The organism is Comamonas terrae (assembly GCF_001544075.1).
Classification (GTDB): Bacteria; Pseudomonadota; Gammaproteobacteria; order Burkholderiales; family Burkholderiaceae_C; genus Comamonas; species Comamonas terrae.
In genome coordinates, this window is the sequence record NZ_BCNT01000011.1 from 57,058 (window position 1) to 80,488 (window position 23,431).

At 67.6% G+C, this 23,431-nt stretch carries 23 protein-coding genes; 12 read left to right on the forward strand and 11 right to left on the reverse strand.

All coding sequences use genetic code 11. The features are described 5' to 3' along the window. Nucleotides 1-25 precede the first annotated feature (25 nt). The gene (locus Cte04_RS15470; RefSeq protein WP_066480086.1) at nt 26-2,347 is read right to left on the reverse strand and encodes a bifunctional salicylyl-CoA 5-hydroxylase/oxidoreductase; all 2,322 of its coding nucleotides are present in this window, start codon (nt 2,345-2,347) and stop codon (nt 26-28) included. A gap of 117 nt (nt 2,348-2,464) precedes the next feature. On the opposite strand from Cte04_RS15470, the gene Cte04_RS15475 reads away from it, so the two are divergent. Both Cte04_RS15475 and Cte04_RS15480 read left to right on the forward strand, forming a co-directional pair. After that, entirely contained in the window at nt 2,465-3,040 is a 576-nt protein-coding gene (locus Cte04_RS15475) for a MarR family winged helix-turn-helix transcriptional regulator (RefSeq protein WP_083526692.1), read from the forward strand. 65 nt (nt 3,041-3,105) lie between these two features. Next, nucleotides 3,106-3,537: a hypothetical protein gene (locus Cte04_RS15480; RefSeq protein ID WP_066480095.1), complete on the forward strand. Its 432-nt coding sequence runs from the start codon at nt 3,106-3,108 to the stop codon at nt 3,535-3,537. A gap of 55 nt (nt 3,538-3,592) precedes the next feature. On the opposite strand, the gene Cte04_RS15485 is transcribed toward Cte04_RS15480, so the two are convergent. Continuing rightward, nucleotides 3,593-4,105: a universal stress protein gene (locus Cte04_RS15485; RefSeq protein ID WP_066480108.1), complete on the reverse strand. Its 513-nt coding sequence runs from the start codon at nt 4,103-4,105 to the stop codon at nt 3,593-3,595. 121 nt (nt 4,106-4,226) lie between these two features. Between Cte04_RS15485 and tgt the strand changes: the two genes are divergently transcribed. After that, entirely contained in the window at nt 4,227-5,399 is a 1,173-nt protein-coding gene (tgt, locus tag Cte04_RS15490) for a tRNA guanosine(34) transglycosylase Tgt (RefSeq protein ID WP_066480113.1), read from the forward strand. A 7-nt stretch (nt 5,400-5,406) separates the two neighbouring features. On the opposite strand, the gene Cte04_RS15495 is transcribed toward tgt, so the two are convergent. Further along, nucleotides 5,407-6,357 carry a LysR family transcriptional regulator gene (locus tag Cte04_RS15495; protein WP_066480119.1) on the reverse strand — a complete coding sequence of 317 codons (951 nt, stop codon included), beginning with the start codon at nt 6,355-6,357 and terminating at the stop codon, nt 5,407-5,409. A 113-nt stretch (nt 6,358-6,470) separates the two neighbouring features. Here Cte04_RS15495 and Cte04_RS15500 point away from each other — a divergent pair, with 113 nt between their 5' ends. Together Cte04_RS15500 and Cte04_RS15505 are read left to right on the forward strand one after the other, a co-directional pair. After that, nucleotides 6,471-7,586 (forward strand): aryl-sulfate sulfotransferase, encoded by a 1,116-nt coding sequence (locus tag Cte04_RS15500; RefSeq protein WP_066480124.1) that lies wholly within the window; start codon nt 6,471-6,473, stop codon nt 7,584-7,586. Nucleotides 7,587-7,609: 23 nt separating this feature from the next. Continuing rightward, on the forward strand, nt 7,610-8,614 hold the full coding sequence (locus Cte04_RS15505) for a Bug family tripartite tricarboxylate transporter substrate binding protein (RefSeq protein ID WP_066480127.1): 1,005 nt from the start codon (nt 7,610-7,612) through the stop codon (nt 8,612-8,614). Nucleotides 8,615-8,643: 29 nt separating this feature from the next. Here the strand turns inward: Cte04_RS15505 and Cte04_RS15510 are convergent, their stop codons facing one another. Genes Cte04_RS15510 through Cte04_RS15520 form a run of 3 tightly spaced genes read right to left on the reverse strand, consistent with a single transcriptional unit; the run spans nt 8,644 to nt 11,436 of the window. Continuing rightward, nucleotides 8,644-9,654 carry a Bug family tripartite tricarboxylate transporter substrate binding protein gene (locus tag Cte04_RS15510; RefSeq protein ID WP_066480131.1) on the reverse strand — a complete coding sequence of 337 codons (1,011 nt, stop codon included), beginning with the start codon at nt 9,652-9,654 and terminating at the stop codon, nt 8,644-8,646. Between the two features lie 22 nt (nt 9,655-9,676). Beyond that, nucleotides 9,677-10,408, reverse strand: a complete 732-nt coding sequence (locus tag Cte04_RS15515) for a DEAD/DEAH box helicase family protein (RefSeq protein WP_066480132.1) — start codon at nt 10,406-10,408, stop codon at nt 9,677-9,679. Next, on the reverse strand, nt 10,405-11,436 hold the full coding sequence (locus Cte04_RS15520) for a zinc-dependent alcohol dehydrogenase (protein ID WP_245633400.1): 1,032 nt from the start codon (nt 11,434-11,436) through the stop codon (nt 10,405-10,407). Before Cte04_RS15520 ends, Cte04_RS15515 begins: the two co-directional genes overlap by 4 nt. Before the next feature lie 129 nt (nt 11,437-11,565). Between Cte04_RS15520 and Cte04_RS15525 the strand changes: the two genes are divergently transcribed. After that, the gene (locus Cte04_RS15525; RefSeq protein WP_066480134.1) at nt 11,566-12,486 is read left to right on the forward strand and encodes a LysR substrate-binding domain-containing protein; all 921 of its coding nucleotides are present in this window, start codon (nt 11,566-11,568) and stop codon (nt 12,484-12,486) included. Here Cte04_RS15525 and Cte04_RS15530 read toward each other — a convergent pair. The 3 genes from Cte04_RS15530 to Cte04_RS15540 all read right to left on the reverse strand — a co-directional run bounded on the left by Cte04_RS15530 (nt 12,448) and on the right by Cte04_RS15540 (nt 14,853). Continuing rightward, a complete protein-coding gene (locus Cte04_RS15530) occupies nt 12,448-13,554 on the reverse strand; it encodes a zinc ribbon domain-containing protein (RefSeq protein WP_066480140.1) in 1,107 nt (368 codons plus the stop codon). The genes Cte04_RS15525 and Cte04_RS15530 overlap by 39 nt on opposite strands. A gap of 68 nt (nt 13,555-13,622) precedes the next feature. Beyond that, nucleotides 13,623-14,420, reverse strand: coding sequence for a DUF2145 domain-containing protein (locus Cte04_RS15535; protein WP_066480144.1), 798 nt, complete (start codon nt 14,418-14,420; stop codon nt 13,623-13,625). A gap of 22 nt (nt 14,421-14,442) precedes the next feature. Next, nucleotides 14,443-14,853 carry a hypothetical protein gene (locus tag Cte04_RS15540; protein WP_169798058.1) on the reverse strand — a complete coding sequence of 137 codons (411 nt, stop codon included), beginning with the start codon at nt 14,851-14,853 and terminating at the stop codon, nt 14,443-14,445. A 208-nt stretch (nt 14,854-15,061) separates the two neighbouring features. Between Cte04_RS15540 and Cte04_RS15545 the strand changes: the two genes are divergently transcribed. Beyond that, nucleotides 15,062-15,832, forward strand: a complete 771-nt coding sequence (locus Cte04_RS15545; RefSeq protein WP_083526694.1) for a DUF3047 domain-containing protein — start codon at nt 15,062-15,064, stop codon at nt 15,830-15,832. 3 nt (nt 15,833-15,835) lie between these two features. Here Cte04_RS15545 and Cte04_RS15550 read toward each other — a convergent pair whose 3' ends face one another. Then, nucleotides 15,836-17,764 (reverse strand): MFS transporter, encoded by a 1,929-nt coding sequence (locus Cte04_RS15550; protein ID WP_066480155.1) that lies wholly within the window; start codon nt 17,762-17,764, stop codon nt 15,836-15,838. Between the two features lie 116 nt (nt 17,765-17,880). Here Cte04_RS15550 and Cte04_RS15555 point away from each other — a divergent pair, with 116 nt between their 5' ends. Next, nucleotides 17,881-18,612, forward strand: coding sequence for a helix-turn-helix domain-containing protein (locus Cte04_RS15555; RefSeq protein WP_066480157.1), 732 nt, complete (start codon nt 17,881-17,883; stop codon nt 18,610-18,612). Between the two features lie 271 nt (nt 18,613-18,883). Beyond that, nucleotides 18,884-19,255 (forward strand): YXWGXW repeat-containing protein, encoded by a 372-nt coding sequence (locus Cte04_RS15560; protein WP_066480159.1) that lies wholly within the window; start codon nt 18,884-18,886, stop codon nt 19,253-19,255. 57 nt (nt 19,256-19,312) lie between these two features. On the opposite strand, the gene Cte04_RS15565 is transcribed toward Cte04_RS15560, so the two are convergent. Then, a complete protein-coding gene (locus tag Cte04_RS15565; protein WP_157082049.1) occupies nt 19,313-19,510 on the reverse strand; it encodes a hypothetical protein in 198 nt (65 codons plus the stop codon). A 104-nt stretch (nt 19,511-19,614) separates the two neighbouring features. On the opposite strand from Cte04_RS15565, the gene Cte04_RS15570 reads away from it, so the two are divergent. The 3 genes from Cte04_RS15570 to Cte04_RS15580 all read left to right on the forward strand — a co-directional run bounded on the left by Cte04_RS15570 (nt 19,615) and on the right by Cte04_RS15580 (nt 23,393). Continuing rightward, the gene (locus Cte04_RS15570; protein ID WP_245633404.1) at nt 19,615-20,547 is read left to right on the forward strand and encodes a Bug family tripartite tricarboxylate transporter substrate binding protein; all 933 of its coding nucleotides are present in this window, start codon (nt 19,615-19,617) and stop codon (nt 20,545-20,547) included. A 197-nt stretch (nt 20,548-20,744) separates the two neighbouring features. Continuing rightward, nucleotides 20,745-22,217, forward strand: coding sequence for a SidA/IucD/PvdA family monooxygenase (locus Cte04_RS15575; protein WP_066480168.1), 1,473 nt, complete (start codon nt 20,745-20,747; stop codon nt 22,215-22,217). 18 nt (nt 22,218-22,235) lie between these two features. Continuing rightward, nucleotides 22,236-23,393: a CMD domain-containing protein gene (locus Cte04_RS15580; RefSeq protein WP_083526695.1), complete on the forward strand. Its 1,158-nt coding sequence runs from the start codon at nt 22,236-22,238 to the stop codon at nt 23,391-23,393. Nucleotides 23,394-23,431 lie beyond the last annotated feature (38 nt).

Below are 23,431 nucleotides of genomic sequence, written 5' to 3' on the forward strand. Positions count from 1 at the left end.
GGCGCGCAGCGACTCAGGGAGTGTTTCATTTCACGGCCTGTTGAGCTTTTTCACGCTCGAACAGGGTTTCCATCTGGCGCTTGCCCTGGAACAGCTGCTTGGGCCAGGCGATGGGCGTATAGCCGATCTTGGCGGCTTCGGCCAGCGTCCAGTTCGGGTTGGCCAGATGCGGGCGCGCCACGGCGCACAGGTCGGCGCGGCCGGCCGCGATGATGGAGTTGGCATGGTCGGCCTCGCTGATCGCGCCCACGGCCATGGTGGCGATGCCGGCCTCCTGGCGTATGCGGTCGGCAAACGGTGTCTGGAACATGCGGCCGTAGACCGGCTTTTCCCGCTTGCTGACCTGGCCCGACGAGCAGTCGATCAGGTCGGCGCCCGCGGCCTTGAAGGCCCTGGCGATCTGCACCGCGTCTTCCGGCGTGATGCCGCCCGGCACCCAGTCGTGGGCCGAGATACGCACGGACATGGGCTTGTCCTCGGGCCAGGCGGCGCGCACGGCCCGGAACACTTCCAGCGGGTAGCGCAGGCGGTTTTCCAGGCTGCCGCCGTATTCGTCGTCGCGGTGGTTGGTCAGCGGCGAGATGAAGCCCGACAGCAGATAGCCGTGGGCGCAATGCAGCTCCAGCCAGTCGGCGCCGATGTCGGCAGCCATCCGCGCGCCATGCACGAACTGGGCCAAGACCAGGTCCATGTCGGCGCGCGTCATCTGCCTGGAGATCTGGCTCACGCCCTCCAGGTATTGCTGGGGCGAGGCCGAGATGATGGGCCAGTTGCCCTCCTCTAGCGGCAGGTCGGTGCCCTCCCAGGCCACGCGCGTCGAGGCCTTGGCGCCCGCATGGCCGATCTGCATGGCGAACTTGGCGTCAGTGTGGGCGTGGATCCAGTCGGCGATGCGCTTCCAGGCCACCTTCTGCGCCTCGCTGTAGGTACCCGGGCAGCCGGGAGTGATGCGGCCCTCGGGGCTGACGCAAGCCATCTCGGCGAACACCAGGCCCGCGCCGCCCAGGGCGCGGGCACCCAGGTGCACCAGGTGGTAGTCGCCGGGCACGCCGTCCACGGCCGAGTACTGGGCCATGGGCGAGACCACGATGCGGTTCTTGAGCGTGAGGCCGCGCAGCCGGTAGGGCAGGAACATGGGCGGCGGCGCCTTGCCCTCGACCTGCATGCCGTTCCTCTCGGCCAGCCAGCGCTCGTAGCCACCCAGCCAGGCCGCGTCGCGCAGGCGCAGGTTCTCGTGGCTGATGCGCTGGCTGCGCGTGAGCATGGAGTACATGAACTGCTCGGGCTCGAACTGGTCGCAATAGCGCCGGCCGCAGGCCTCGAACCATTCCATGGCGTTCCAGGCCGCGTTCTGGATGCGCAGCGTCTCCACGCGGCGCGCCTCCTGGTAGGCGGCCAACACCTCGGGAATGTGTTCCTGGCTGTCGCCCAGAAGCTTGAACTGGCGGGTCAGCTCGATAGCATCCTCGATAGCCAGCTTGGTGCCCGAGCCAATCGCGAAATGCGCGGTGTGCACGGCGTCGCCCATCAGCACCACATGGCTGCCCTTGGCGTTCTTCAGCCACCACTGGTCGCAGACCACGCGCTGGAAGTTGATCCAGGCCGAGCCGCGCAGGTGGCGCGCATTGGTCATGAGCTTCTCGCCCTGCAGGTTGCCCGCGAAGAGCTTTTCGCAGAAGTCTATGGACTGCTGCTGGTCGGCCGTGTCCAGGCCGCTGGCCTTCCAGGTGTCCTCGGTGGTCTCGACGATGAAGGTCGAGGTCTTGTCGTCGAACTTGTAGATGTGGGCCTGGAACCAGCCGTGCTCGGTGCGCACGAAGTCGAAGGTGAAAGCGTCGTAGACCTTGTTCGTGCCCAGCCAGATGAAGCGGTTGGGGCGCGTGACGATGTCGGGCCTGAAGGTGTCGGCGTACTTGGTGCGGATGCGAGAGTTCACGCCGTCGCTGGCGATGACGAGGTCGGCGTCGGGATAGTCCTCGTCGGACTGCACCTCGGTCTCGAACACCAGCTTCACACCCAGCTGCTCGCAGCGCGCCTGCAGGATGTTGAGCAGGTGCTTGCGGCCTATGCCCACGAAGCCGTGGCCGCCGGAGCGGATCCTGCGGCCCTTGAACAGCAGCTCGATGTCGTCCCAGTGGTTGAAGGCCTCCTCGATCTGCGCGGCCGTCACCGGATCCCATTCGCGCATGTTGTCCATGGTCGCGTCGGAGAACACCACGCCCCAGCCGAAGGTGTCGTAGGGCTTGTTGCGCTCGACGACGGTGACATCGTGCGCCGCGTTCAGCTGCTTCATCAGCAGCGCGAAATACAGACCGGCGGGGCCGCCACCTATGCAGACGATTTTCATGGCCAGGATCCGTCCTGAAAATTACTTTATGTCTAAATTATTAATGCATGAATTTTTCACTAGAATCGGAACTAACCCTGAACCCATGTCCGCCGTGCGCCTGCACGATGCACACCTATGGCAGCCAAAGACAACACTCCCGCCACCGCAGCCACGGACCTGCCCGGCCGCGAAGCCGGCCTGTCGCATGACGACCACCAGGCCGTGCGCCTGTGGCTGCGCCTGCTGACCTGCAGCACCCAGATCGAGCAGGTCATACGCACCCAGCTGCGCACCCAGTTCGGCACCACGCTGCCGCGTTTCGACTACCTGGCCCAGCTCAGCCGCTTTCCGCAGGGGCTGCGCATGAAGACGCTGTCCGAGTACCTGATGGTGACGGGCGGCAATGTGACGGGCCTGACCGACCAGCTCGTGGCCGAAGGCTGGGTGGAGCGCATCGTGGACGACGAGGACCGCCGCTCCATGATCGTGCGCCTGACGCGCAGCGGCAAAAAACAGTTCGGCACCATGGCCGAGGCACACGAGCAATGGCTGGAGCAGCTGCTGGCCCCCCTGGGGATCAAGCAGTCGCGCGAGCTGTATGACCGGCTGGGACTGCTGCGCCAGGTTCTCTCGGACGCAAATGGCAAAATGCCCCGGGAAAGCGGCGCATATAGGCCGATCGAGGCCGAACCGCGCCAGCGCTTTTCATAGAGAATCCTCCAACATCGTCCTGTGCGGCGGGAAGAGGTCGCAGGCATGCGCCAGGGAGCACACTCATGGATTCACAACATCTGCGGTATCAGCTCAGGGCCGGGCACTACTACCTCTATGACATGCGGGACGAGCCTAGCGCCATCACGGGGGAGCGGCGCTTTCGCCTGAAGACGGAGCTGGTCGCCATTGCCTTCGACCTCGCCACGGGCCAGGTCTGCCAGCACGGCCATCCCACACGCATCCATGCCTGGGCGCTGGGCGTGCGGCGCAAGCTGCGCACGGCCGGCGACTGGGAAGCCGCCGACAGCCTGATCGTGGTCTCCGGCCCCCTGCCCGAGGACGAGATCAACAAGTGCCTGCGCATACGCGGCTACTGCCGCTGGATGTTCCAGCGCCTGGCCACGCTGCCCCACGGCAAGCTCCACGCGCATCAGGGGCGTTCCGCCTGGCAGCGCGCCCATGGCGATGCGGCCCGCCAGCGCCGGGCTGCCTGAAAAACGCCAGAACGGCCGCCTGCGCTTTCACCGCCTGCGCCGGCCGCCGTCAAAACTAGGCCAGGGTCTCCGTGCTGTCGGGGTCTTCCGCTGCGCTGTCCTTTTCCGGAGCTTCATCGGGATCGGCCATCTCGGGCATGTCCGGCAGCTTGACGATGGTGACCGGCAGGCGGCTGTGCCGCGCCACCTCGCGCGAGACGGAGCCGATCAGGATGCTGCCCAGCGCGCTCTGGCCCGTGGCGCCGATCAGGATGTGGTCGCACTCCGTGCTTTCCGCGATGTCGATCAGTGTGCTCGATGCCTCTCCCAGGCTGATCTCCACCTCATAGGTCAGGTTCGCCGCCTTGAGCAGTTCCTGCGCCGCCGCCACCAGATCCATGCCGGCCTCGATGCTGGCATTGGCGATCAGGTCCGAATCCTGTGTCGCCAGCTCCAGCAGCGTGGCTTCTTTCTGCACATGGGCGATGACGAAGTGCGCCTTCAGTCCATGCTCCACCAACCGGATGCCGTGCCGCACCGCTTCCAGGGATGCCTGGGATCCATCCACGGCGATCATGATCTTGAGCATTTGAACCTCCTTGTCTGACTGTGCTTGCAGTGTAGAGCCCCCATGCAAAAACGGACAGCCATCCAGGCCAAGCAGGGCCGCCCCGGCAGGCCGCGGCGGGTATCTGGGACAATGGAGGGCTATGCTGCAATTCGACCTGCTCAAGACCGATCCGACCAGCCACGCCCGCCGTGGCACGCTCACGCTCAACCACGGCGTGGTGCAGACTCCCATCTTCATGCCCGTGGGCACCTACGGCACCGTCAAGGGCGTGATGCCGCGCAGCCTGCACGAGATGGGCGCGCAGATCATCCTGGGCAACACCTTCCACCTGTGGATGCGCCCGGGCCTGGACATCATGAAAAGCTTCGGCGGCCTGCACGGCTTCGAGAAGTGGGACAAGCCCATCCTCACCGACTCGGGCGGTTTCCAGGTCTGGAGCCTGGGCGCCATGCGCAAGATCACCGAGGAAGGCGTGCACTTCGCCAGCCCCGTCAACGGCGACAAGCTGTTCATGTCGCCCGAGGTCAGCATGCAGATCCAGACGATCCTGAACTCGGACATCGTCATGCAGCTCGACGAATGCACGCCCTACGAGACCAACGGCAAGAAGACCACCGAGGCCGAGGCGCGCAAGAGCATGGAGATGAGCCGCCGCTGGGCCCGGCGCTCCAAGGACGAATTCGAGCGCCTGGAAAATCCCAACGCCCTCTTCGGCATCGTGCAGGGCGGCATGTTCAAGAACCTGCGCGAGGAATCGCTGCAGGCCCTGGTCGAGATGGATTTCCCCGGCTACGCCGTGGGCGGCGTCTCGGTGGGCGAGCCCAAGGACGAGATGCTGGACATCATGGCGCACACGCCGCACCTGCTGCCCGCGCACAAGCCGCGCTACCTGATGGGCGTGGGCACGCCCGAGGATCTGGTGCAGGGCGTGGCCGACGGCGTGGACATGTTCGACTGCGTGATGCCCACGCGCAATGCGCGCAACGGCACCATCTTCACGCGCTATGGCGACCTGAAGATCCGCAACGCACGCCACAAGACGGACCATCAGCCCATCGACACCACCTGCACCTGCCATGCCTGCGCGGGCAGCAGCGGCGTGAGCTGGGACCAGGGCGGCCGCGAGGGCTTCAGCCGCGCCTACCTGCACCACCTGGACCGCTGCGGCGAGATGCTGGGCCCCATGCTCACCACCATCCACAACCTGCACTACTACCTGAACCTGATGCAGGAAATCCGCGACGCGCTGGACGCCGGCACCTTTGCCGAGTTCCGCGCCCGCTTCAAGGCGGACCGCGCGCGCGGCGTCTGAGGCGGGATCAGACAGCCAGGTCGCCCAGCGACCATGACACCCCGGTGTCGAAGCGCGCCTTGAGCTCGTCCGCCGCACGCTCCAGTTCCGCCAGGAACATCTCCATGGCTGCAGCCATGGCATAGCCCGTGCGCTGGTAGGCGCAGCTGTGCAGCTGCGCGCCCGCGTCGTGCAGCGCGCGCCAGACCAGGCGGCCGGCCGCCACATCCTCGGCCACGTTGTCGGGCACCATGAAGCCCAGCGCCCCGCTGCGCGCCACCAGCCGGCGCGCCATGGGCACGGAGCTGGTCTCCACCAGCGGCCGCGTCTGCCCCAGCGCACCGCCGTCCAGGCGCTCCAGCATGCTGCGCAGCTCCATGTCGGGCGCCATCAGGATCAGCGGGTAGGCCAGGCAGTCGCGCAGGCGCAACAGGCGCGGCCGCGTGCGCAGCGGATGGTCCGGCGCCATCACCACGCCCAGCGGCAGCGGCCAGGAGCGCATCTCCTCCACGCCCGCCGGCGGCGTGCGCCGCAGGCAGTAGGCCACGTCGATCTCGCCCTGGGCCACGCCGCGCAGCAGTTCCTCGCCTATGCCCGCGCGCACGCTGAAGCTGATGTCCGGATAGCGGCCGTGCATGGCCGCGATCACCTGGGGTACGAGGTATTCGGCCGTGGCATGCGAGACGCCCACGCTTACATGGCCGCGGCGCAGGGCCTGTAGGTCCTCGACCTGGGCCAGCGCATTGTCGAAGTCACGCTGGCTGCGGCGCACGGCCGCCAGCACGATCTCGCCCGCCGCCGTCAGCTGCATGCCCCGCGGCAGGCGGTCGAACAGCGGCAGGCCCACCTGGGCCTCGAGGTTGAGGATCTGCTGGTTGACGGCCGCCGCCGTCAGATGCAGCGTGGCCGAGGCCTTGCGCACCGAGCCGCGGCGCGCCACCTCGTCAAAGCACCGAAAGGCCTGGGAAATTGCGGGCATGGGCCGAGTGTAAATTTTTTCTTTACGCCTCTTCAAAAACAAACAGCTATTCCTGACGCTAGCGAACTTCTAGAGTGGCGCCTGTCACCGTTTCCTGTCCCTGAAAGAACTGCATGGCCACCACTGTCGACCAAGTCACCCAGCGCCGCCGCGGCACGGGTCTCATCGCCCACGATCCCGCCCTCAGCGCCGGTGGCTATACGCTGATCGCCCCCCAGACCGCCAACGGCCGTGTCTACCTGATCGACATCGAGGGCCGCGTGGCCCATGAATGGCAGCTGCCCGTGCGCGCTGGCCGCCATGCGGTCATCCTGCCCAACGGCAATCTGGGCTACAACGGAAACCATCCCGACTCTCCCGATCTCTATGCGCCCTGGTCCATGTGGCATGGCGGCGATTTCTACGAGGTCACGCCCGGCGGCGAAGTGGTCTGGCGCTACCAGGACCCGGCCCACCACCACGATGCGCAGTGGCTGCCCAACGGCCATCTGCTGTACGCGGCCTGCGCGCCCGTGCCGCCCGGCTTTGCCGAGCGCGTGCCCGGGGGCACGGCCCACGGCCCCGATGAAGTGATGTATGCGGACGTGATCCGCGAGGTGGACCGCTCGGGCCGCCTGGTCTGGGAATGGAAGGCCTGGGAACACCTCGATCCCGAGGACTTTCCCATCCATCCGGGCTTCGGCCGCTACCACTGGCCGCTGGTCAACGGCCTGGCCGTGGCGGGCGACGGCAGCGTGCTCATGAGCCTGCGCACCACCTCGGGCATCATCGGCGTGGACAAGGCCAGCGGCGCCGTGACACTGCACATCCCGCCCTCGGTGGTCTCGCACCAGCACGCGCCCGTGCCGCTTCCCAACGGCCGCATTCTGACCTTCGACAACGGCAACTTCCGCGAAGGCGCCCATGTGGCCTTCTCGCGGGTGCTGGAGATCGACCCGGCCACGCACGAAGTGGCCTGGAGCTACCAGGACGAGATGGTCAATGCCTTCTACACCGCCTTCATGGGCAATGCCCAGCGGCTGTGGAACGGCAACACCCACATCACCGAATCGGCCACCGGCCGCCTGTTCGAAGTCACGCCCCAGGGCGAGGTGGTCTGGGAGTTCATCCTGCCCTGGTTCGGCGAATACCCCGACGCCGCCGCGCGCCGCACCGGGCCCGGACGCCTGAACACCGTGTTCCAGACCTGGCGCTACAGTGCCGAACAACTGCCCTGGCTGGCCCGTTGAAACACCGCAGAGCAGGAGCCATCATGCCTTTACGACGCAGACAATTCACCGCGCTGGCGCTGGGCGCTCCGCTGCTGGCGACCGCGCCGGTCGTGGTCCGGGCAGCCGGAGCGGCCACACCGGCCTGGCCGGCACAGCCCCTGACCGTGGTGGTGCCCTTTGCACCCGGCGGCAGCGTGGACGTGGCCGCCCGCCTGGTGATGCCGCGCCTGGCCGAGCGCCTGGGCCAGCCCGTGGTCATCGAGAACACCGTCGGCGCCTCGGGCACCATCGCCACGCAGCGTGTGATCAGGGCCAGGCCCGACGGCTACACGCTGCTGTTCGGCGTGGCCAGCCCGGTGATCATCGCGCCGCTGGTATCGCCAAGCAGGTTCCGCTACGACGGCCTGCGCGAGCTGCTGCCCGTGGCGCCCGTGGCCTCCTCGGTCTTTGCCCTGGTCGCACGCCCCGGCCTCGCGGCCGGCAGCGCGGACGATCTGCTGCAACTGGCTCGCCAGCATCCGGGGCGGCTGACCTTCGGCACCGACGGCATCGGCACCAGCCTGCACCTGACCGGCGAGCTGATCCAGCAACTGGCCGGCATCGAACTGGTGCATGTGCCCTACAAGTCCGGCCCCCAGGTGCTCACCGAGCTGGCCGGCGGCCAGATCGACCTGGCCGTGCTGCCCGTGGCCCTGGTCCAGCCCTTTGTCCTGGAGGGCAAGGTCAGGGGCCTGGGCGTGACCTCGCGCCAGCGCGTGGCCACGCTGCCGCAGACACCCAGCCTGTCGGAGACGCCGGCGCTGCAGGCGCTGGACGTCGAAGCCTGGCAGGGCCTGCTGGTGCCGGCCCATACCGATGCCCGCATCGTCGAGCGCCTGGCCCGGGAAACCACCGCCGTGCTGGCCGAGGCGGACATGGGCAGAAAGCTGGCTGAAGCCGGCTTCAAGCCCCTGCGCATGACCCAGCCGCAGTTCGCCGCCTACCTGGAGCAGGAGAAGACAGTGCTCGAGAGCACCATCCGCAAGGCGCGCATACGCATGGACTGAGTCGCAGGCTGGCCCGGCTTCGATTCACATCATTCGATCCGGATGTGCTTTTGCGCGATGAGGTCGCCGTAGACCTTGGAATCGCTCCGGATGCGCCGCTCCAGGGACGCGGCGCTGGTATCGTCGATGCGCCAGCCCTGGGCCAGCAGCTTGCTTCGGATTTCGGGCGAATGAAGAATTTTCTCCAGCGCCTGTGCCAGCCTGGCGCGGTGGTCGGCAGGCATGGAAGCCGGCGCCATGACGGCATTCCACACCTCGATATCCACCTGACCGGCGCCCACCTCGGGCATGGCCGGCACACCGGGTGCCAGCGGGCTGCGCTTGCTGGAGCTGACAGCCAGCGCGGCCAGCTTGCCCGACTGCACCAGCGGCATCACGGTGGATGCCGGCAGCAGCGCCATCTGCACCTGCCCGCCGAGCAGCGCATTCACCACGGCCGGGCCGCCGTTATAGGGCACGTGGAGCATGTCCAGCCCCATGGCCTCCTTGATCAGCTCCACGCCCAGATGGCCGCCCGAGCCCGTGCCCACCGAGCCATAGTTGCCCTGGCCGCCGCCCCCACCACCCTTGAGCGCCTTGAAATAGCCCGGCACATCGGCAGCCGCCGCATGCGGCGCCACCAGTACCAGCGGCGCCGAGCCGATCATGGCCAGAGGCGCCAGGTCCTTGATCGGGTCGTAGGGCAGCTTGGGATAGAGGTATTTGGAGCTGGTCAGCGGACCGTTGCCGATCACCCCGATGGTGTGGCCGTCCGTGGCCTTGGCCACGGCATCCGCGCCGATGTTGCCGCTGGCACCGCCCTTGTTCTCCACCACCACGGGCTGGCCCAGCGCCTTGCCCAGGGGCTCGGCCAGCAGCCGCGCCTGCACGTCTGGCGAGGAACCGCTGGCATAGCCCACGATCAGGCGCAGCGGGCGCATGGGCCAGTCGCCCTTGCTGTCGCTCCTGGCTTGCGCCAGCGCGCCCCAAGGCAAGGCCGCTGCCGCGCACAGCAGCAAGGCCGTGCGGCGCAGCAAAGGGGATGCGGGTTTGGTTTTCATTGCAATGTCTCCGGAAAAATCTTCATCGAATAGCGTAGCGTGCCATCAAATCCGGCAGCGGCGCCCTGCGCCCGGCTGCTGGCACCGGCAGTTGCGCGCGCTCCACATGGCTCTGCAGCCGGAACAAGGCCTTGCGGGGTTCGCCCAGATGCAGGCCCTGCATGCGCCCGGACCACCATTGCCCCCCCTGCGTGCAAGCCTCTTCATCGATGTGCTCGGCCAGCAGGACCACCGTGGTCTCGCCGGCCACGGGCTTGGCAATGCGCTCCCCGCCCACGGGGTAGCACAGCGAACGCTCGGCAGGCACCACGCCGGCCATGGCGCGCAGCAGCCGCCCTTGCTGCACGGCCTGCTCCAGCGCCTGCGCGGCAAGCAGACTCCAGGCTTCGGGGTCGGCCGTGGTGGCCATCACCGTGGTCAGCGCCGTGCCCCAGGACGAGCCGGCCTGCGCCTGCAGCACGCAGGGCCGGCGCACAAAGGCGCTGAGCCGGGGCCGCATGCGCTCGGACCAGGGCGTGGGATTGGCAATCACATCGGCATAGGCCGGCGAATCCAGCGCGGCCAGGGACTGGAGCCCGTACAGCGTGAAATAGCCATCCTCCCCCGCATAGCGGCGGCCGTAGACAAAGCCGGGCAGGCCCACGCGCTCCGGCACATGCTCGAAGGTGTGCCAGGCTTCGTATTCGGCACGCGCCGCTCCATGGTCTATGCCGTTCCACAGGGCCAGAAAGGCGCTGCCCCTGTCCGCACTCATGGCTGCACCAGCACCTTGCTGGCCTGGCGCGCGCGCGCGAGCGCAAAGCCGTCCGCGGCGCGGTCCAGCGGCATGCGGTGGGTAATCATGCGGCGCAGTTGCTCCTGATGGGCCTGCATGAAGGCCACCACCTCGCCCCAGCAGCGCTCGGGAGCGCGATACGAGCCGCGCAGCTGCTGATGGCGGCGCACCAGGGCGGTGAGGTCTATGGGCACGGGCGCGGCATGGATGCCGGCGATCACCAGCACGCCATGGGTCTTGAGCACGCGCATGGCCGGCGCCAGCACCGCCGCGGCGCCCGTGGCTTCGATCACTACATCAAAGAGAGCACTCTTCGCATACGCATCAAGGGTTTCATCGATGTTTTTCCCCTCAAGATCGAGCACCTCGTCAAAACCCATGGAACGCAGCACATCGAGCCGCGCCGCATCGCCATGGCCGGCCACCACCACCCGGGCGGCGCCGGCGGCGCGTGCGAACAGGGCAACGCCCTGGCCGATATTGCCCGGCCCCAGCACCAGCACCCTGTCGCCGGGCGCCACGCCGCCCGTGCGCACGGCCTCGTAGCTCACCGTCAGCGGTTCGGCCAGCGCCGCGACCTCGGGGTCCACCCCTTGCGGAATCGCCACGCAGTTGCGCAGCGGCACGGCCACATATTCGGCAAAGCCGCCGTCGCGCATGACGCCGATGCCGCAGCGCGTGGTGCAGGCATCGAAATCGCCAGCCCGGCAGCGGTCGCAGCGTCCGCAGGTCACCGAAGGACGCACGGCCACCAGCTGGCCCACGGGCAGGCTGTCGGCGCCTTCGCCCTGCGCCACGACCGTGCCGCTGAACTCATGCCCCACGGTGACCGGCAGCGCCGCCGCGAGGAAGTGGTAGCTGGCCGTCCACGCATCGATGTGCAGGTCCGTGCCGCACACCCCGGTGGAATGCACGCGTACCAGCACTTCGCCCGCACCGGGTTCGGGCATTGGCACGTCGTTGAGATGCAGGCCCTGGCCGGCCTCGGTTTTCTGCAGAGCTTGCATGGTGCACGGCGCATGTCCTGCATGCGCATCCATAAAAACAGGGCTTGCAGTGTGCGTCCGGCCTATCCATACGTCCAACACCGAATTAATATCGATTCCATACCTCTTGAATATGGAAATATCCGCATCGTGGAACTCCGGCATCTGCGCTATTTCGTGGCCGTGGCCGAGCAAGGCAATGTCAGCCGGGCCGCGCGCAAGCTCTTCATCGCCCAGCCCCCGCTGTCGCAGCAGCTCAAGCAGCTGGAGGACGAGGTCGGCACCCCGCTGTTCACGCGCCTGCCGCGCGGCATGCAGCTGACCGCGGCGGGCGAATCGCTGCTGGAGGACGCGCGCGCCATCCTGGCCCGCGCCCAGCAGGCGCCGCTGCGCGCCCGCGAGCGCGAACGCCACGGCCAGGCCGTGCTGCGCCTGGGCCTGGTGCCATCGGCCATGCAGTCGCTGCTGCCAGGCCTGCTGCGGGCCGTTGAGCAGGCCGGGTGGGAGGTGCAGATCGAGGCACGGGAAATGATTTCGTCGCGCCAGCAGCAGGCCCTGCGCCAGGGCGAGCTGGAACTGGGGTTTGCCCGCCCCGGCAACCAGGATGCCGACGCGCTGGAGGTCGCCAGCATCGAGGACCCCTACTGCCTGGCCGTGCCGCCATCGCATGCGCTGGCCTCGGGCGATGAGCCTCTCGACCTGCAGGCCGCCGCCCGCCTGCCCTTTGTGGGCTTTGCCCGCTACCAGGACGCCGATTACTTCGACCGCACGGTGGCGCTGTGCGCGGAAGCCGGGTTCACGCCGCTGATACGCCACGAGGCTGGCCAGCTCGTCAATGTGCTGGCCCTGGTGGCCTGCGGCCTGGGTGTGGCCATCGTGCCTTCATCATTTGCCACGCTGTACCGGGGGCAGGTGGTGTTCAGGCCGCTGCAGGCAGCGCGCCACAGCAGCCGGCTGGCCGTGCTGGCCGCGCCGCAGGCCCTGCAGGGCAACCCGGTCCTGGCCAGCGTGGCCCGGGCTGCGGCCCGCGAGCTACACGGCCTGGCCGGGCGGCTCCACCTGGCCCGCTGAGGCATCGACGGCGGCGGGGCCCGTGTGCACCGCCTTGACGGCCGGCGTGCCGCAGGCATGGCAAAAGCGCGAAAAGGCGCTCTTGCGCGTATGGCAATGGCCGCAGCGGTCGAACAGGCCGATGCCGCAGTGCGGGCAGAAGTCGATCTCGGTGTTCTTGAGGTCCACGGGTCGCTCGCAGCCCGGGCACACGCTCTTGGACAGCCGCTCCAGCGCCACGTCGTAGCTCAGCTCCTCGCGGCGCTGCACCTCGGGCAGGGCTTCCTGCAGCTTCTGCCGCTCCAGGTAGCGGTTCAGCGCCAGGATGGCATAGCGCCCCAGCAGCACCGTGACCACGATGCCCACGATGTAGCGCACATAGCCGCCGTAGTCGGGCAGATAGGGCACGAGCTCCACGAAGAAGGCAAACAGCGCAAAGAAGATGAAGCCCCAGACAAAAGGCCACCAGGTGCTCCTGCGCTTTCTGGAGAACAGCCAGCCCGCCACCACCAGCAGGGGCAGCGTGATGGCCAGGCGGTAGAGGAAGACGCGCAGCTCGATGGCGCGCATGGCCGACTGCCACTGGGGTTGGGCCGCATCGCGCAGCGCACTTTGCTCGGCTTCGGCATGGGCCACGGCCTGCGAAGCCGCCAGGCTGGCCTGTTCCTGCGCCTCCAGTGCCTGGCGGGCCTGGTTCTCCGCCTGCTTGAGCGCGTCCAGCGCCTGGGTGCGCGCCATCAGTTCCGCATCCTGTTCGGGGCGCGCGGTGGCGCGGCGCGTGGCCACCCAGTTGTCGAAGGTCTCGCGCGCCGACTGGTAGCGCGCCCTTTGCGCATCGAACTGCAGCTGCGCCGTGTCGCGGGCCTTGTCGGCCTGGCGCTGCGCGGCCTGCGCCTGCGCCCGCTGCGCCTTGACGCGCTGGGCATCGGCCGCAGGAATGAAGTCCTCCACGCTTTGCGTATGCTCCACCCGGGGCAGGTTGCCCACCACCAGGCCGCCCAGGCCGATGAGGAAAAAGGCAAAGGCCACGGCCACCAGCCAGAGGCCGCGGCGGAACCATTTTTCCGGCAGACGCAGGGATTTGCTCATACCCAGAACTCCTTTTGTGATAACTGCTGGCGCTTGACGGACAAGCGCTCGATCCTGTTTTTATAGGATTACTGCAGCACGCGCACCGGCTGCGCCATCTGCGTGCGCTCCAGCCACTGGGTGACGGAATCCACGGTCACGGTCTCGATGCGGCTGGCATAGCGCTTGTCGTTGGGGTGGTCGTCGAAGGCGATGTTGGCCGCCGTCATGCGCCCGCCCAGGCGCGTCAGGGCCCGGATGGTGAGCGTGCTCGGCTCATAGCCCTTGAACTGCAGCCAGGCCTGGGCCTGGTCGCGGCGCTGCACGGTGGCGGGCTCCATGGCTGCCGCCAGCGTTTCCGTGGCCCACTGGTTGGACTGCTGGTAGCGCTGGCCCCAGGCATAGCTGACCATGCTGTAGGGCTCGCTCTGCATGCGCAGCACGGTCTGCGGACGGGTCAGGAACTGCAGCAGCGCCTGCTGCACAGCCGGCGCGGGAATCTGCAGGCCGGCCTCGTAGCGCCACAGGTCGTCCAGGAAGAACTCGCCCAGGCCCTGGCGGTACACATGGCCGCCGGCCGTGCCGCATTCATTGAGCTTGTGGACCACGCGCCAGGGGCCCTCGGGCGTGCGGTACACCCAGCCGTAGTGCGAATACACGAGGTTGTAGTTGCTCAGGTCCTGGCCCTTGCGCGCCAGCAGCACGACCTGGGTGCCGTTCCTGCGGTATTCGGCGTCCAGCGCCTGGGCCGTGCGCTGCGCCAGATCCAGGCCCCTGGCCATGGTTTCCGGCGTCAGGGGCTTGTTCTCGCAGCTGCGGCCCGCATGGGCCAGGCCCGCGCAGGCCAGCAGTGCGGCGGCAACTGTCGTCATCCATGAGTGATGCATGGTGTCGTTTCCCTCTGAAGTGTTACAGGCGCTCGCTGTGCAGCAAGGCCTTGCCGATCTCGTTGGGGATGAAGGCCAGCACCTTGCCGGCCGTCGACAGGATCACGCCGGCACCGATGGCGCTGGTCTCCACCACGGTGCCCACGCCGACAGACAGGGCGCCTGCGGCATTGCCCGAAACTTCCACCACGGCGGAGACGCCGTCGGCCGTGTTCCTGAGCACGTATTTCACGCCCTTGGCACTGGCCTCCACGCCCGCCACGGCCAGCGACACGCCGCCTGCGGCCAGGAACAGCGGCACGGCGGCCGCCTCCTGCGAGTTGCCTCCCGAGGCCGCTGCCGTCACCACCGAGGCCACTGGCAGGGCCGACAGCGCCAGCGAGGTCTCGCTCTGGGCCTGTGCGGAACCGGCCCCCCCCAAAGCGCAAGCCATGCCCAGGGCACACAAACTGTTGCGAAAAGAACGGGTGAAAGCCGAGGCGTTGATCACAAAAATGCTCCTGTTGTTGAAATTTGCCGCGGCGCCATGGCTGCGGTGCTGCGAATCATCGCGTTGCCGCGCCCGATCCCGGCGAAGATTGTCTCAGTTGGCTTGCCAATCCTCCTTGGGTATCGGTTTTTGATACTTTCCTGTCCTGACCATGCCGAACATCCTGCCCGCCTGGAAGCGCCTGCCCGGCCATGCCGCTCTTGCACTGCTGCTGGCCGGCGCCCCGGCATGGGCCGAAGGCCAGCACCCGCAAAGCGCCGGCCAGATCGCGTTTTCGCAGTTGCCCGAGGGGCCGTTGCCGGCGCCCTGGCACTTTGCCACGCTGCCCGGCAAGTCGCCCACGCAGTTCGGCATCGCCAGTCTCGACGGCGAGCATGTGCTGCGCGTGAGCACTTCGGATGCCTACGGCAACCTGGTCTATCCTCTGCCCGGGGCCGTGAATGGCGCGGCGGCGGCCTTGCGGCTGAGCTGGCGCTGGCGCGTGGATCAGCTGGTCGCCAAGGCCGACATCCGCAGCCGCTCCGGCGACGATGCAGCGCTCAAGCTGTGCGTGTCCTTCGACTTCGACCGCTCACGGCTGGGTTTTGGCGAGCGCGCCAGGCTGCGCCTGGGCCAGATCCATACCGGCGAGCGCATTCCCGCCGAAACCCTGTGCTACGTCTGGGACAACCAGCTGCCCGTGGGCACGCAGCTGCACAACGCCTTCACCCACCGCATGCGCTTCATCGTGCTGCAAAGCGGCAGCACGCATCTGGGCCAATGGATGTCCGAAAGCCGCGACCTGGCCGCCGACTATGCCCAGGCCTTTGGCGACGAATCCGCCGGCATGCCGGCCGTCATCGACATCACCGTCTCGGCCGATTCGGACAACACCCATGGCAGCGGCCTGGCCTACATGGGCGATATCCACCTCGGCCCGTAAAGCTCACTGCGGCTGCTGCAGCAGACCGGCCACGCGCTGCTGCAGCAGCTCGGGCGAGACCTGCGGGGCCGGCACGGCGGTGCCCACCTCCAGCCCCACGGGGTTGAGCCAGCCGCGGCGCAGCGGCTTGACCATGGCCACGTTGCGGCCGCCGCGCACTTCGATGCGGCTGAAGAACGAGCCCCAGAGGTTGGTCAGCGCCATGGGGACCACGGGCACGGCCAGGCCGTCGCGCTGCGCCTGCTCCAGGATCTTCATGATGCCGGCCCTGAACGGCTGCAGCCGGCCGTCGCTGGTGATCGCCCCCTCGGGGAAGATGGCCAGCAGGTCGCCCTCGCGCAGCACCTCGGCCGAGCGCGCGAAGGCCGCCTCGTAGGTCGCAGGATCTTCCTTGTGGGGGGCGATGGGAATGGCCTTGGCCAGCCTGAACAGCCAGCCCAGCACCGGGCGCTGGAAGATGCGGTAGTCCATCACGAAATGGATCGGCCGTGGGCTGGCGGCCATGAGCAGGATGGCATCGACAAAGCTCACGTGGTTGCAGACCAGCACCGCCGGGCCGTCGGCGGGAATGTTCTCGTCGCCGCGCACCCTGAAGCGGTAGATGAAGTGGGTGGCAACCCAGGCCACGAAGCGCAGCAGGTATTCGGGCACCAGCAGGAACACGTACAGCGCCACCACGGCATTGGCGATGCCGGTGGCCAGGAACACCTGCGGAATGCTCAGGCCGGCGGACAGCAGCGCGCCGGCCAGCACGCTGGAGGCGATCATGAACAAGGCGTTGAGGATGTTGTTGGCCGCGATGATGCGCGCGCGGTGCGTGGGCTGGCTGCGCATCTGGATCAGCGCGTACATGGGCACGCTGTAGATGCCGGCCGACAGCGCCAGCAGCCCCAGGTCCAGCATCACGCGCCAGTGGCGGTGCTGCGCGAAGAAGGCGCCCACGCCCATGAGATCGGAGGCCGGCAGCGCCCGCGCGGCAAAGTACAGGTCGATGGCGAACACGCTCATACCGATGGCGCCCAGCGGCACCAGGCCGATCTCCACGTGGCGGCGGCTGAACACCTCGCACAGCAGCGAGCCGATGCCGATGCCGATCGAAAAAATCACCAGCAGCAGCGAGGCCACATGCTCGTCGCCATGCAGCACTTCCTTGGCAAAGCTCGGGAACTGGGCCAGGAACACGGCGCCGAAGAACCACATCCAGCTGATGCCCAGCAGCGAGCGGAACACCACGGGCTTCTCGCGCGCCAGCTGCAGATTGCGCCAGGTCTCGGTGAACGGGTTCCAGTTGATGACCAGGCCCGGATCGGTGGCCGGCGCGTGGGTGATGAACTGCGCGCACAGCCGCCCGACCAGGGCCAGCCCCACGCAGGCCAGCGCCACCTGGGCATGGCCGACCTCGGGCACGGCCACTAGCAGGCCTCCGGCCACATTGCCCAGCAAAATGGCCACGAAGGTGCCCATCTCCACCATGCCGTTGCCGCCCGTGAGTTCGCGCTCGTTGAGCACCTGGGGCAGGTAGGCGAACTTGACCGGGCCGAACAGCGTGGAATGCAGGCCCATCAGGAACACGCAGCTCAGCAGCACGGGCACGTTGGCAGAGACAAAGCCCCAGGCCGCCAGCAGCATGATGGCGATTTCCAGGTTCTTCACGAGGCGGAACATGCGCGTCTTGTCCCATTTGTCCGTCAGTTGGCCCGAAGTGGCCGAGAACAGCAGGAACGGCAGGATGAACAGCGCGCCGATCACCAGCCCGGCCATGGAGGGCGGCAGCCAGGACACGCCGAGCTGGTAGGTCACCATCACCGTGAAGGCGAACTTGAACAGGTTGTCGTTGGCCGCACCGCAGAACTGGGTCCAGAAGAACGGCGCAAAGCGCCGCTGGCCCAGCAAGGCAAACTGGTTGGGGTGGGTCGATGCCGGCTCGCTCATGCCTGGGTCCTTGGAGTGGGTGAATGACCGCGATTGTGCCAAGACCTTTGCCACAGGTATCGCCTCCACCCGCAAGCTGCGCGGAGCGCGCCGGCCAGTATTCATAATCGATACCCATGAGCACTACCGCCGACCTCGTCACCGCCCTCAAGAAGGAACTCAAGGCCGCCCAGATGACCTATGCCGATCTGGCCCAGGCCATCGGCATGGCCGAGTCCAGCGTCAAGCGCATGCTGGCCAAGGGGGACATGCCGCTGTCGCGCGTGGACGAGATCTGCCGCGCCCTGCATCTGGACTTTGCCGACCTGGCGCGCAGCGTGGCCGACAGCCGCCCGCTGCTGCAGCAGATGACGCGCGAGCAGGAGGCCGCCGTGGTGGCGGACCGCAAACTGCTGCTGACCGCGATCTGCGTGCTCAGCCAGTGGACGCTGGAGCAGATCGTCAGCACCTACCGCATCTCCGAGACCGAGGGCATAGGCTACCTGGCCCAGCTGGACCGCATCGGCATCATCGAGCTGCGCCCCGGCAACCGCTACCGGCTGCGCCTGGCCAAGACCTTCCGCTGGCAGGCGCGCGGCCCGGTGATGGAGTATTTCCGCGAGAACGCCGTGCTCGACTATTTCGGCGGCAGCTTCGACGGCGACGACGAGACCATGCTGCTGGTGCACGGCTCCATCGCCCCGCACCTGGCGCCCAGCTTCGTGGAGCGCATCCAGCGCGTCGCCCACGACTTCTCGCAGCAGCACCTGCAGGACCAGCGCCTGGCCGCCAAGAAGCTCGAAGGCTATACGCTGGTGCTGGGCATGCGCAAATGGGAGTTCTCGACCTTTGCTGCGCTGCGCAGGTAGCCCGCTGTGCCGCGGCGCGGCTGGCCTGCTGGAAGCGGCCCCCGTCTCACTCATTTATCCATAGCTGCCAGCGCCTATTGCACGCTGCATACAGCCATACTTAACGCTGGTTAGCAGCTCGCAACCGGTCTTCACCAACGCGACACATAACATTGCATGACTTCGCCTTGCGGCAACCATGTGTTGACGCAGCCCCTGCACCATGAAAGCCATGGACCGGCCCGCTTGCAGTGCGCCGATCCCCGACCGACATAGAAACAGGAGGACTGCCATGATGTCGCTTCGCACCGCTTTCCATACCGCCCTGGGCGCAGGCGCTCTGTCGCTGCTGACCCTGGCCGGAACCGCCCAGGCCCAGCCGATGCCGGCCCATGCTCAACCCGCAGGCGCCTACGTGAGCGTGCAATTCGGCGCTCCCCCGCCCATGCGCCGCGAAATGGTGCCGGCCCCGCGCCACGGCTATGTATGGGTGTCCGGCTACTGGGAGCCGCGCGGCCATCGCCATGTGTGGCGCCCGGGCCACTGGGTCAGGGCCCGCCCCGGCTATGTCTACCGCCAACCCCAATGGGTGCAGCATGGCGGCCGATGGGACTGGAGGCCCGGCCGCTGGGACTACGGCCCCGGTCGCCCGTACCGCCATTGAGCAAACCGACCCCATCTCTGCTCCGGCTGCTGGTTTTCTATCGCCCGCCAGCAGCCTTCAAGCCCTGCGCCCTGCGGCGCAGGGCTTTTTTACGCTTCGCCAACCCGCCTCGAAACGAAGTGCGCCCGATGAAGAACCGGCAAGCGGCAGGCTGCGCATATGCGCGGCAATCGGCTCTTTATATGGAATAAGCATATAGAACAAAGAAATCAAATTGTGTTCAAAATAACGCCTATTCATTTTTCTGTTGGACACGTCATTCCATGCGTCTGCTGCCCCGCCTCACCTCCGGTTACCGCGCCCTGGCGCTTTCGGCCCTGACTCTCACGGCTGCCACGGGTGCCTTCGCGCCGCCGGCCATGGCGGCCGACGCGGCGGCCAGCTATCCCCACCAGCCCATCACGCTGATCATGGGCTTCAATGCGGGCTCCGGCGTGGACGTGATCGGCCGCGTGGTGCAGGAACCGCTGGGCCAGCGCCTGGGCCAGCCCATCATCATCGACTACAAGACCGGCGCGGCCGGCAACATCGGCAGCGAGTTCGTGGCCCGCGCCAAGCCCGACGGCTACACGCTGTACTTCGGCACGGCCGCCACCCATGGCAGCAATGCCGCGCTGTACAAGAAGCTGCCCTTCGACGTGGAAGCCGACTTCGTGCCCGTGGCGCCGCTGGTGGACGTGGCCAACGTGCTGACCATCAATCCCAACGTGATCAACGTCAGGAACCTCAAGGAGTTCGTCGACGAGGTCAAGGCCCACCCGGGCAAGTACAACTACGCCTCCACCGGCAACGGCGCCGGCACCCACATGGCCTTTGCCGAGTTCAACTCGCGCCTGGGCCTGGACATGGTCCACGTGCCCTACAAGGGCGGCCCCGAGGCCATCACCTCGGTGCTGCGCGGCGAGACCTGCTGCATCATGAACCAGGTGCAGACCGTGCTGTCCCACTACAAGGCCGGCAAGGTGCGCCTGCTGGGCGTGACCACGGCCAAGCCCGTGGATGCCGTCAAGGAAGTGCCGACCATCGCCGCCAGCGGCCTGCCCGGCACCAAGGGCTTCAACAGCGCCATCTGGTTCGGCATCTTCGCGCCCAAGGGCACGGACCCGGCCATCGTCAAGAAGCTCAACCAGGCGGTCAATGAGGTGCTGGAACTGCCCGAGATCCGCGAACGCTTTGTCTCCCAGGGCAATACCATCCGCATCGAAACGCCGGAGCAATTCAGGAAGACCGTGCATGAAGACCGCCTGAAATGGGCCAAGGTCGTCAAGGATGCCAAGATAAGTATTGACTGATCCCCTGAGCGGCTACGCCGCCTCCCCCACGCCGGCGCTGCGGGGCGGCGCGGCCGGCTTAGGCCCTTGCCTGGCGGCCCCGGCCCAGGCAGCGCCCGCTCTCATGGAGCACGGACGGTGGGAGAATGGGCTTTTCGCGCTCCGATTTTTCCTTGCGCCTGCCAGCGATCCGCTGCAGGCGCTTTTGTGGTTTGCTTATGTCTCTGATTGAACAGCCCTCTGCCGGCCTGGCTGCCCTTGAAGAACGCCTGCGTGACGATTTCGTCACCCTGGGCTGGCCCGCCAAGGCCTGGATTCCCCCCACCTCCCGCGACGGCCGGCCCGTGCACGACGTGCTGGTCATCGGCGCGGGCCAGGCTGGCCTGGCCCTGCATGTGGCGCTGGGCATGGTCGGCATCCAGCCCGTGCTGCTGGACAAGGCACCGCAGGACTTCGAAGGCCCCTGGGCCACCACCGCGCGCATGGAGACCCTGCGCTCGCCCAAGGAACTCACGGGCCCGGCCATGGGCATTGCCTCGCTGAGCTTTCGCGCCTGGTTCATCGCCCAGTTCGGCCTCGATGCCTGGACGGCGCTGGACAAGATTCCCCGCCTGCAATGGATGGACTATCTGCGCTGGTACCGCCGCGTGACCGGTGCCGACGTGCGCAACGGCCACGAGGTGGTGGCCGTGCGCCCGCAGGCCGACGGCGTGGTACAGGTCGATGTCAGGGCCGACGGCCGGATCTCCACCTGGCTGGCCCGTCGCCTGGTGCTGGCCACGGGCCGCGACGGACTGGGCGGCGCGCAGATTCCGGACTTTCTGCAAGGCGTGGACCGCGCCCTGTGGGCCCACTCCTCGGACGAGATGGACTACGGCCGATTGGCCGGCAAGCACGTGGGCGTGGTGGGCGCCGGCGCCTCGGCCATGGACAGCGCGGCCACGGCGCTGGAAAGCGGCGCGGCCAGCGTGGACCTGCTGGTGCGCCGCAAGGAACTGCCGCGCATCAACAAGTCCAAGGGTTCGGGCGTGCCCGGCCTCACCCATGGCCAGTACCTGCTGCCCGATGCCTGGAAATGGCGCATCCGCCATTACATCAACGCCCAGCAGGTGCCGCCGCCGCACGGCAGCACGCTGCGCGTGTCGCGCCATGCCAATGCCTTCTTCAACCTGGGCTGCGCGGTGCAGAAGGTCGAGCAGCAGGGCCGCAAGCTGCATGTACATACCAGCGCCGGCATGTTCGTGCTCGATTTCCTGATCGTCTCCACGGGCTTTGCCATCGACTGGAGCCTGCGCCCCGAATTCGCCGACATCGCGCCCCATGTGCGGCTGTGGAACCAGCGCTTCACGCCCGCCGCCGGCCAGGAGGATACCGAACTGTCGGCCTCGCCCGACCTGGGGCCCCTGTTCGAATTCCAGGAAAAGACGCCGGGCGAGCAGCCGGGCCTGGACCACATCCACTGCTTCTGCTATCCGGCAGCGCTCTCGCACGGCACGGTGTCGGGCGACATCCCGGCCATCAGCGACGGCGCGCGCAAGCTGGCCCAGGGCCTGGCCTCGCTGTTCTACCGCGACGACATCGAGCAGCATTTCGCCAGGCTGCAGTCCTATGCCGAGCCCGAGCTCGACGGCACGGAATGGACCCATGCCGATTCCGCCGCGCGCGTGAAGGCGCTGTGCAATGCCATCTGAGATTCCAAGAGACAAGACATGACCGATACCATCGACCGCCTGGCCGGCCTGCAAGCCCAAACGCCCACCTTCGCCACCCGCCACGAACGCGAGAAAGTGGCCGTCGCCACCCAGGCCTGCGAAGACCTGCTGCTGGGCAATACGCTGGACAGCGCCCTGACCCAGGCCGAGCGCCTGGTGCTGGCCGCCGAACAGGCCCGCGTGAGCGGCGTGGCCGCGCTGGAGGCCGAATACCGCGCGCGCGCCGCTACACTGGGCGACGGCATCACGGCCGAGCTGCGTACCGTCCTCGACCAGAGCGGCGCCCGGACCGGCAATGCACGCATGGACGCCATGCTGCACTTCGTGCGCACGCTGGCGCTGCACCCCGCCGAGAGCGACCAGAAGGCCCTGCTCGCCATACCCGCCGCCGGCCTGTCGCTAGACGACACCGTGCTGCTGGCCCAGCTGATCGGCTTCGTCGCCTACCAGGCCCGCCTGCTGGTGGGCGTCAAAGCCATGGCCGACATGGGCGGCAAGGCGGATGCGCCGGCTGCCGAGCCCGTGGCGGCGGCACCGTTTGTGCACCCGGCGAACCTGCCCGCGCCTGGCGAGCCGCTGCGCCGCAACGGCTTCACCAGCGAAACCCTGGACTGGAAGTCCTGGCTGCCCGTGCTCGACCCCGAAACCGCCACGCCCGAACAGCAGAAGGTGCTGGAGGTCAGCCATCCCAAGGCCAAGACCATGGACTTCTACCTGCTGCTGGGCCGCCAGCCCGAGGTGCTGCTGGAGCGCTCCCAGGCCTTCAACGCCATCATGTACGCGCCGGGCGGCCTGTCGCGTGCCGAGCGCGAAGTCGCGGCCACGGCCGTTTCGCGCTCCAACGGCTGCGTGTACTGCGCCTCGGTCCATGCCCAGCGCTTCGAGCAGCTGGCCAAGCGCAACGACGTGATGGCGCAGATGTTCGACGATCCCGACACCGCCGGCACCAACGAGCGCGAGCGCGCCATCATCCAGTCCTCCCTGGCCCTGACGCGCACGCCCGGCAGCTTCGGCGCGCAGCACGTGCAGCCGCTGCGCGACGCAGGCCTGTCGGACCTGGAAATCCTGGACATGCTGCACTCGGCTGCCCTGTTCGGCTGGGCCAACCGGCTGATGCTCAACCTGGGCGTGGAGATCTGGCCCGAGCGCGCCTGAGCGGCAAGCCGGCCCTCTGCGGTCAAAGCAAAGCGGCC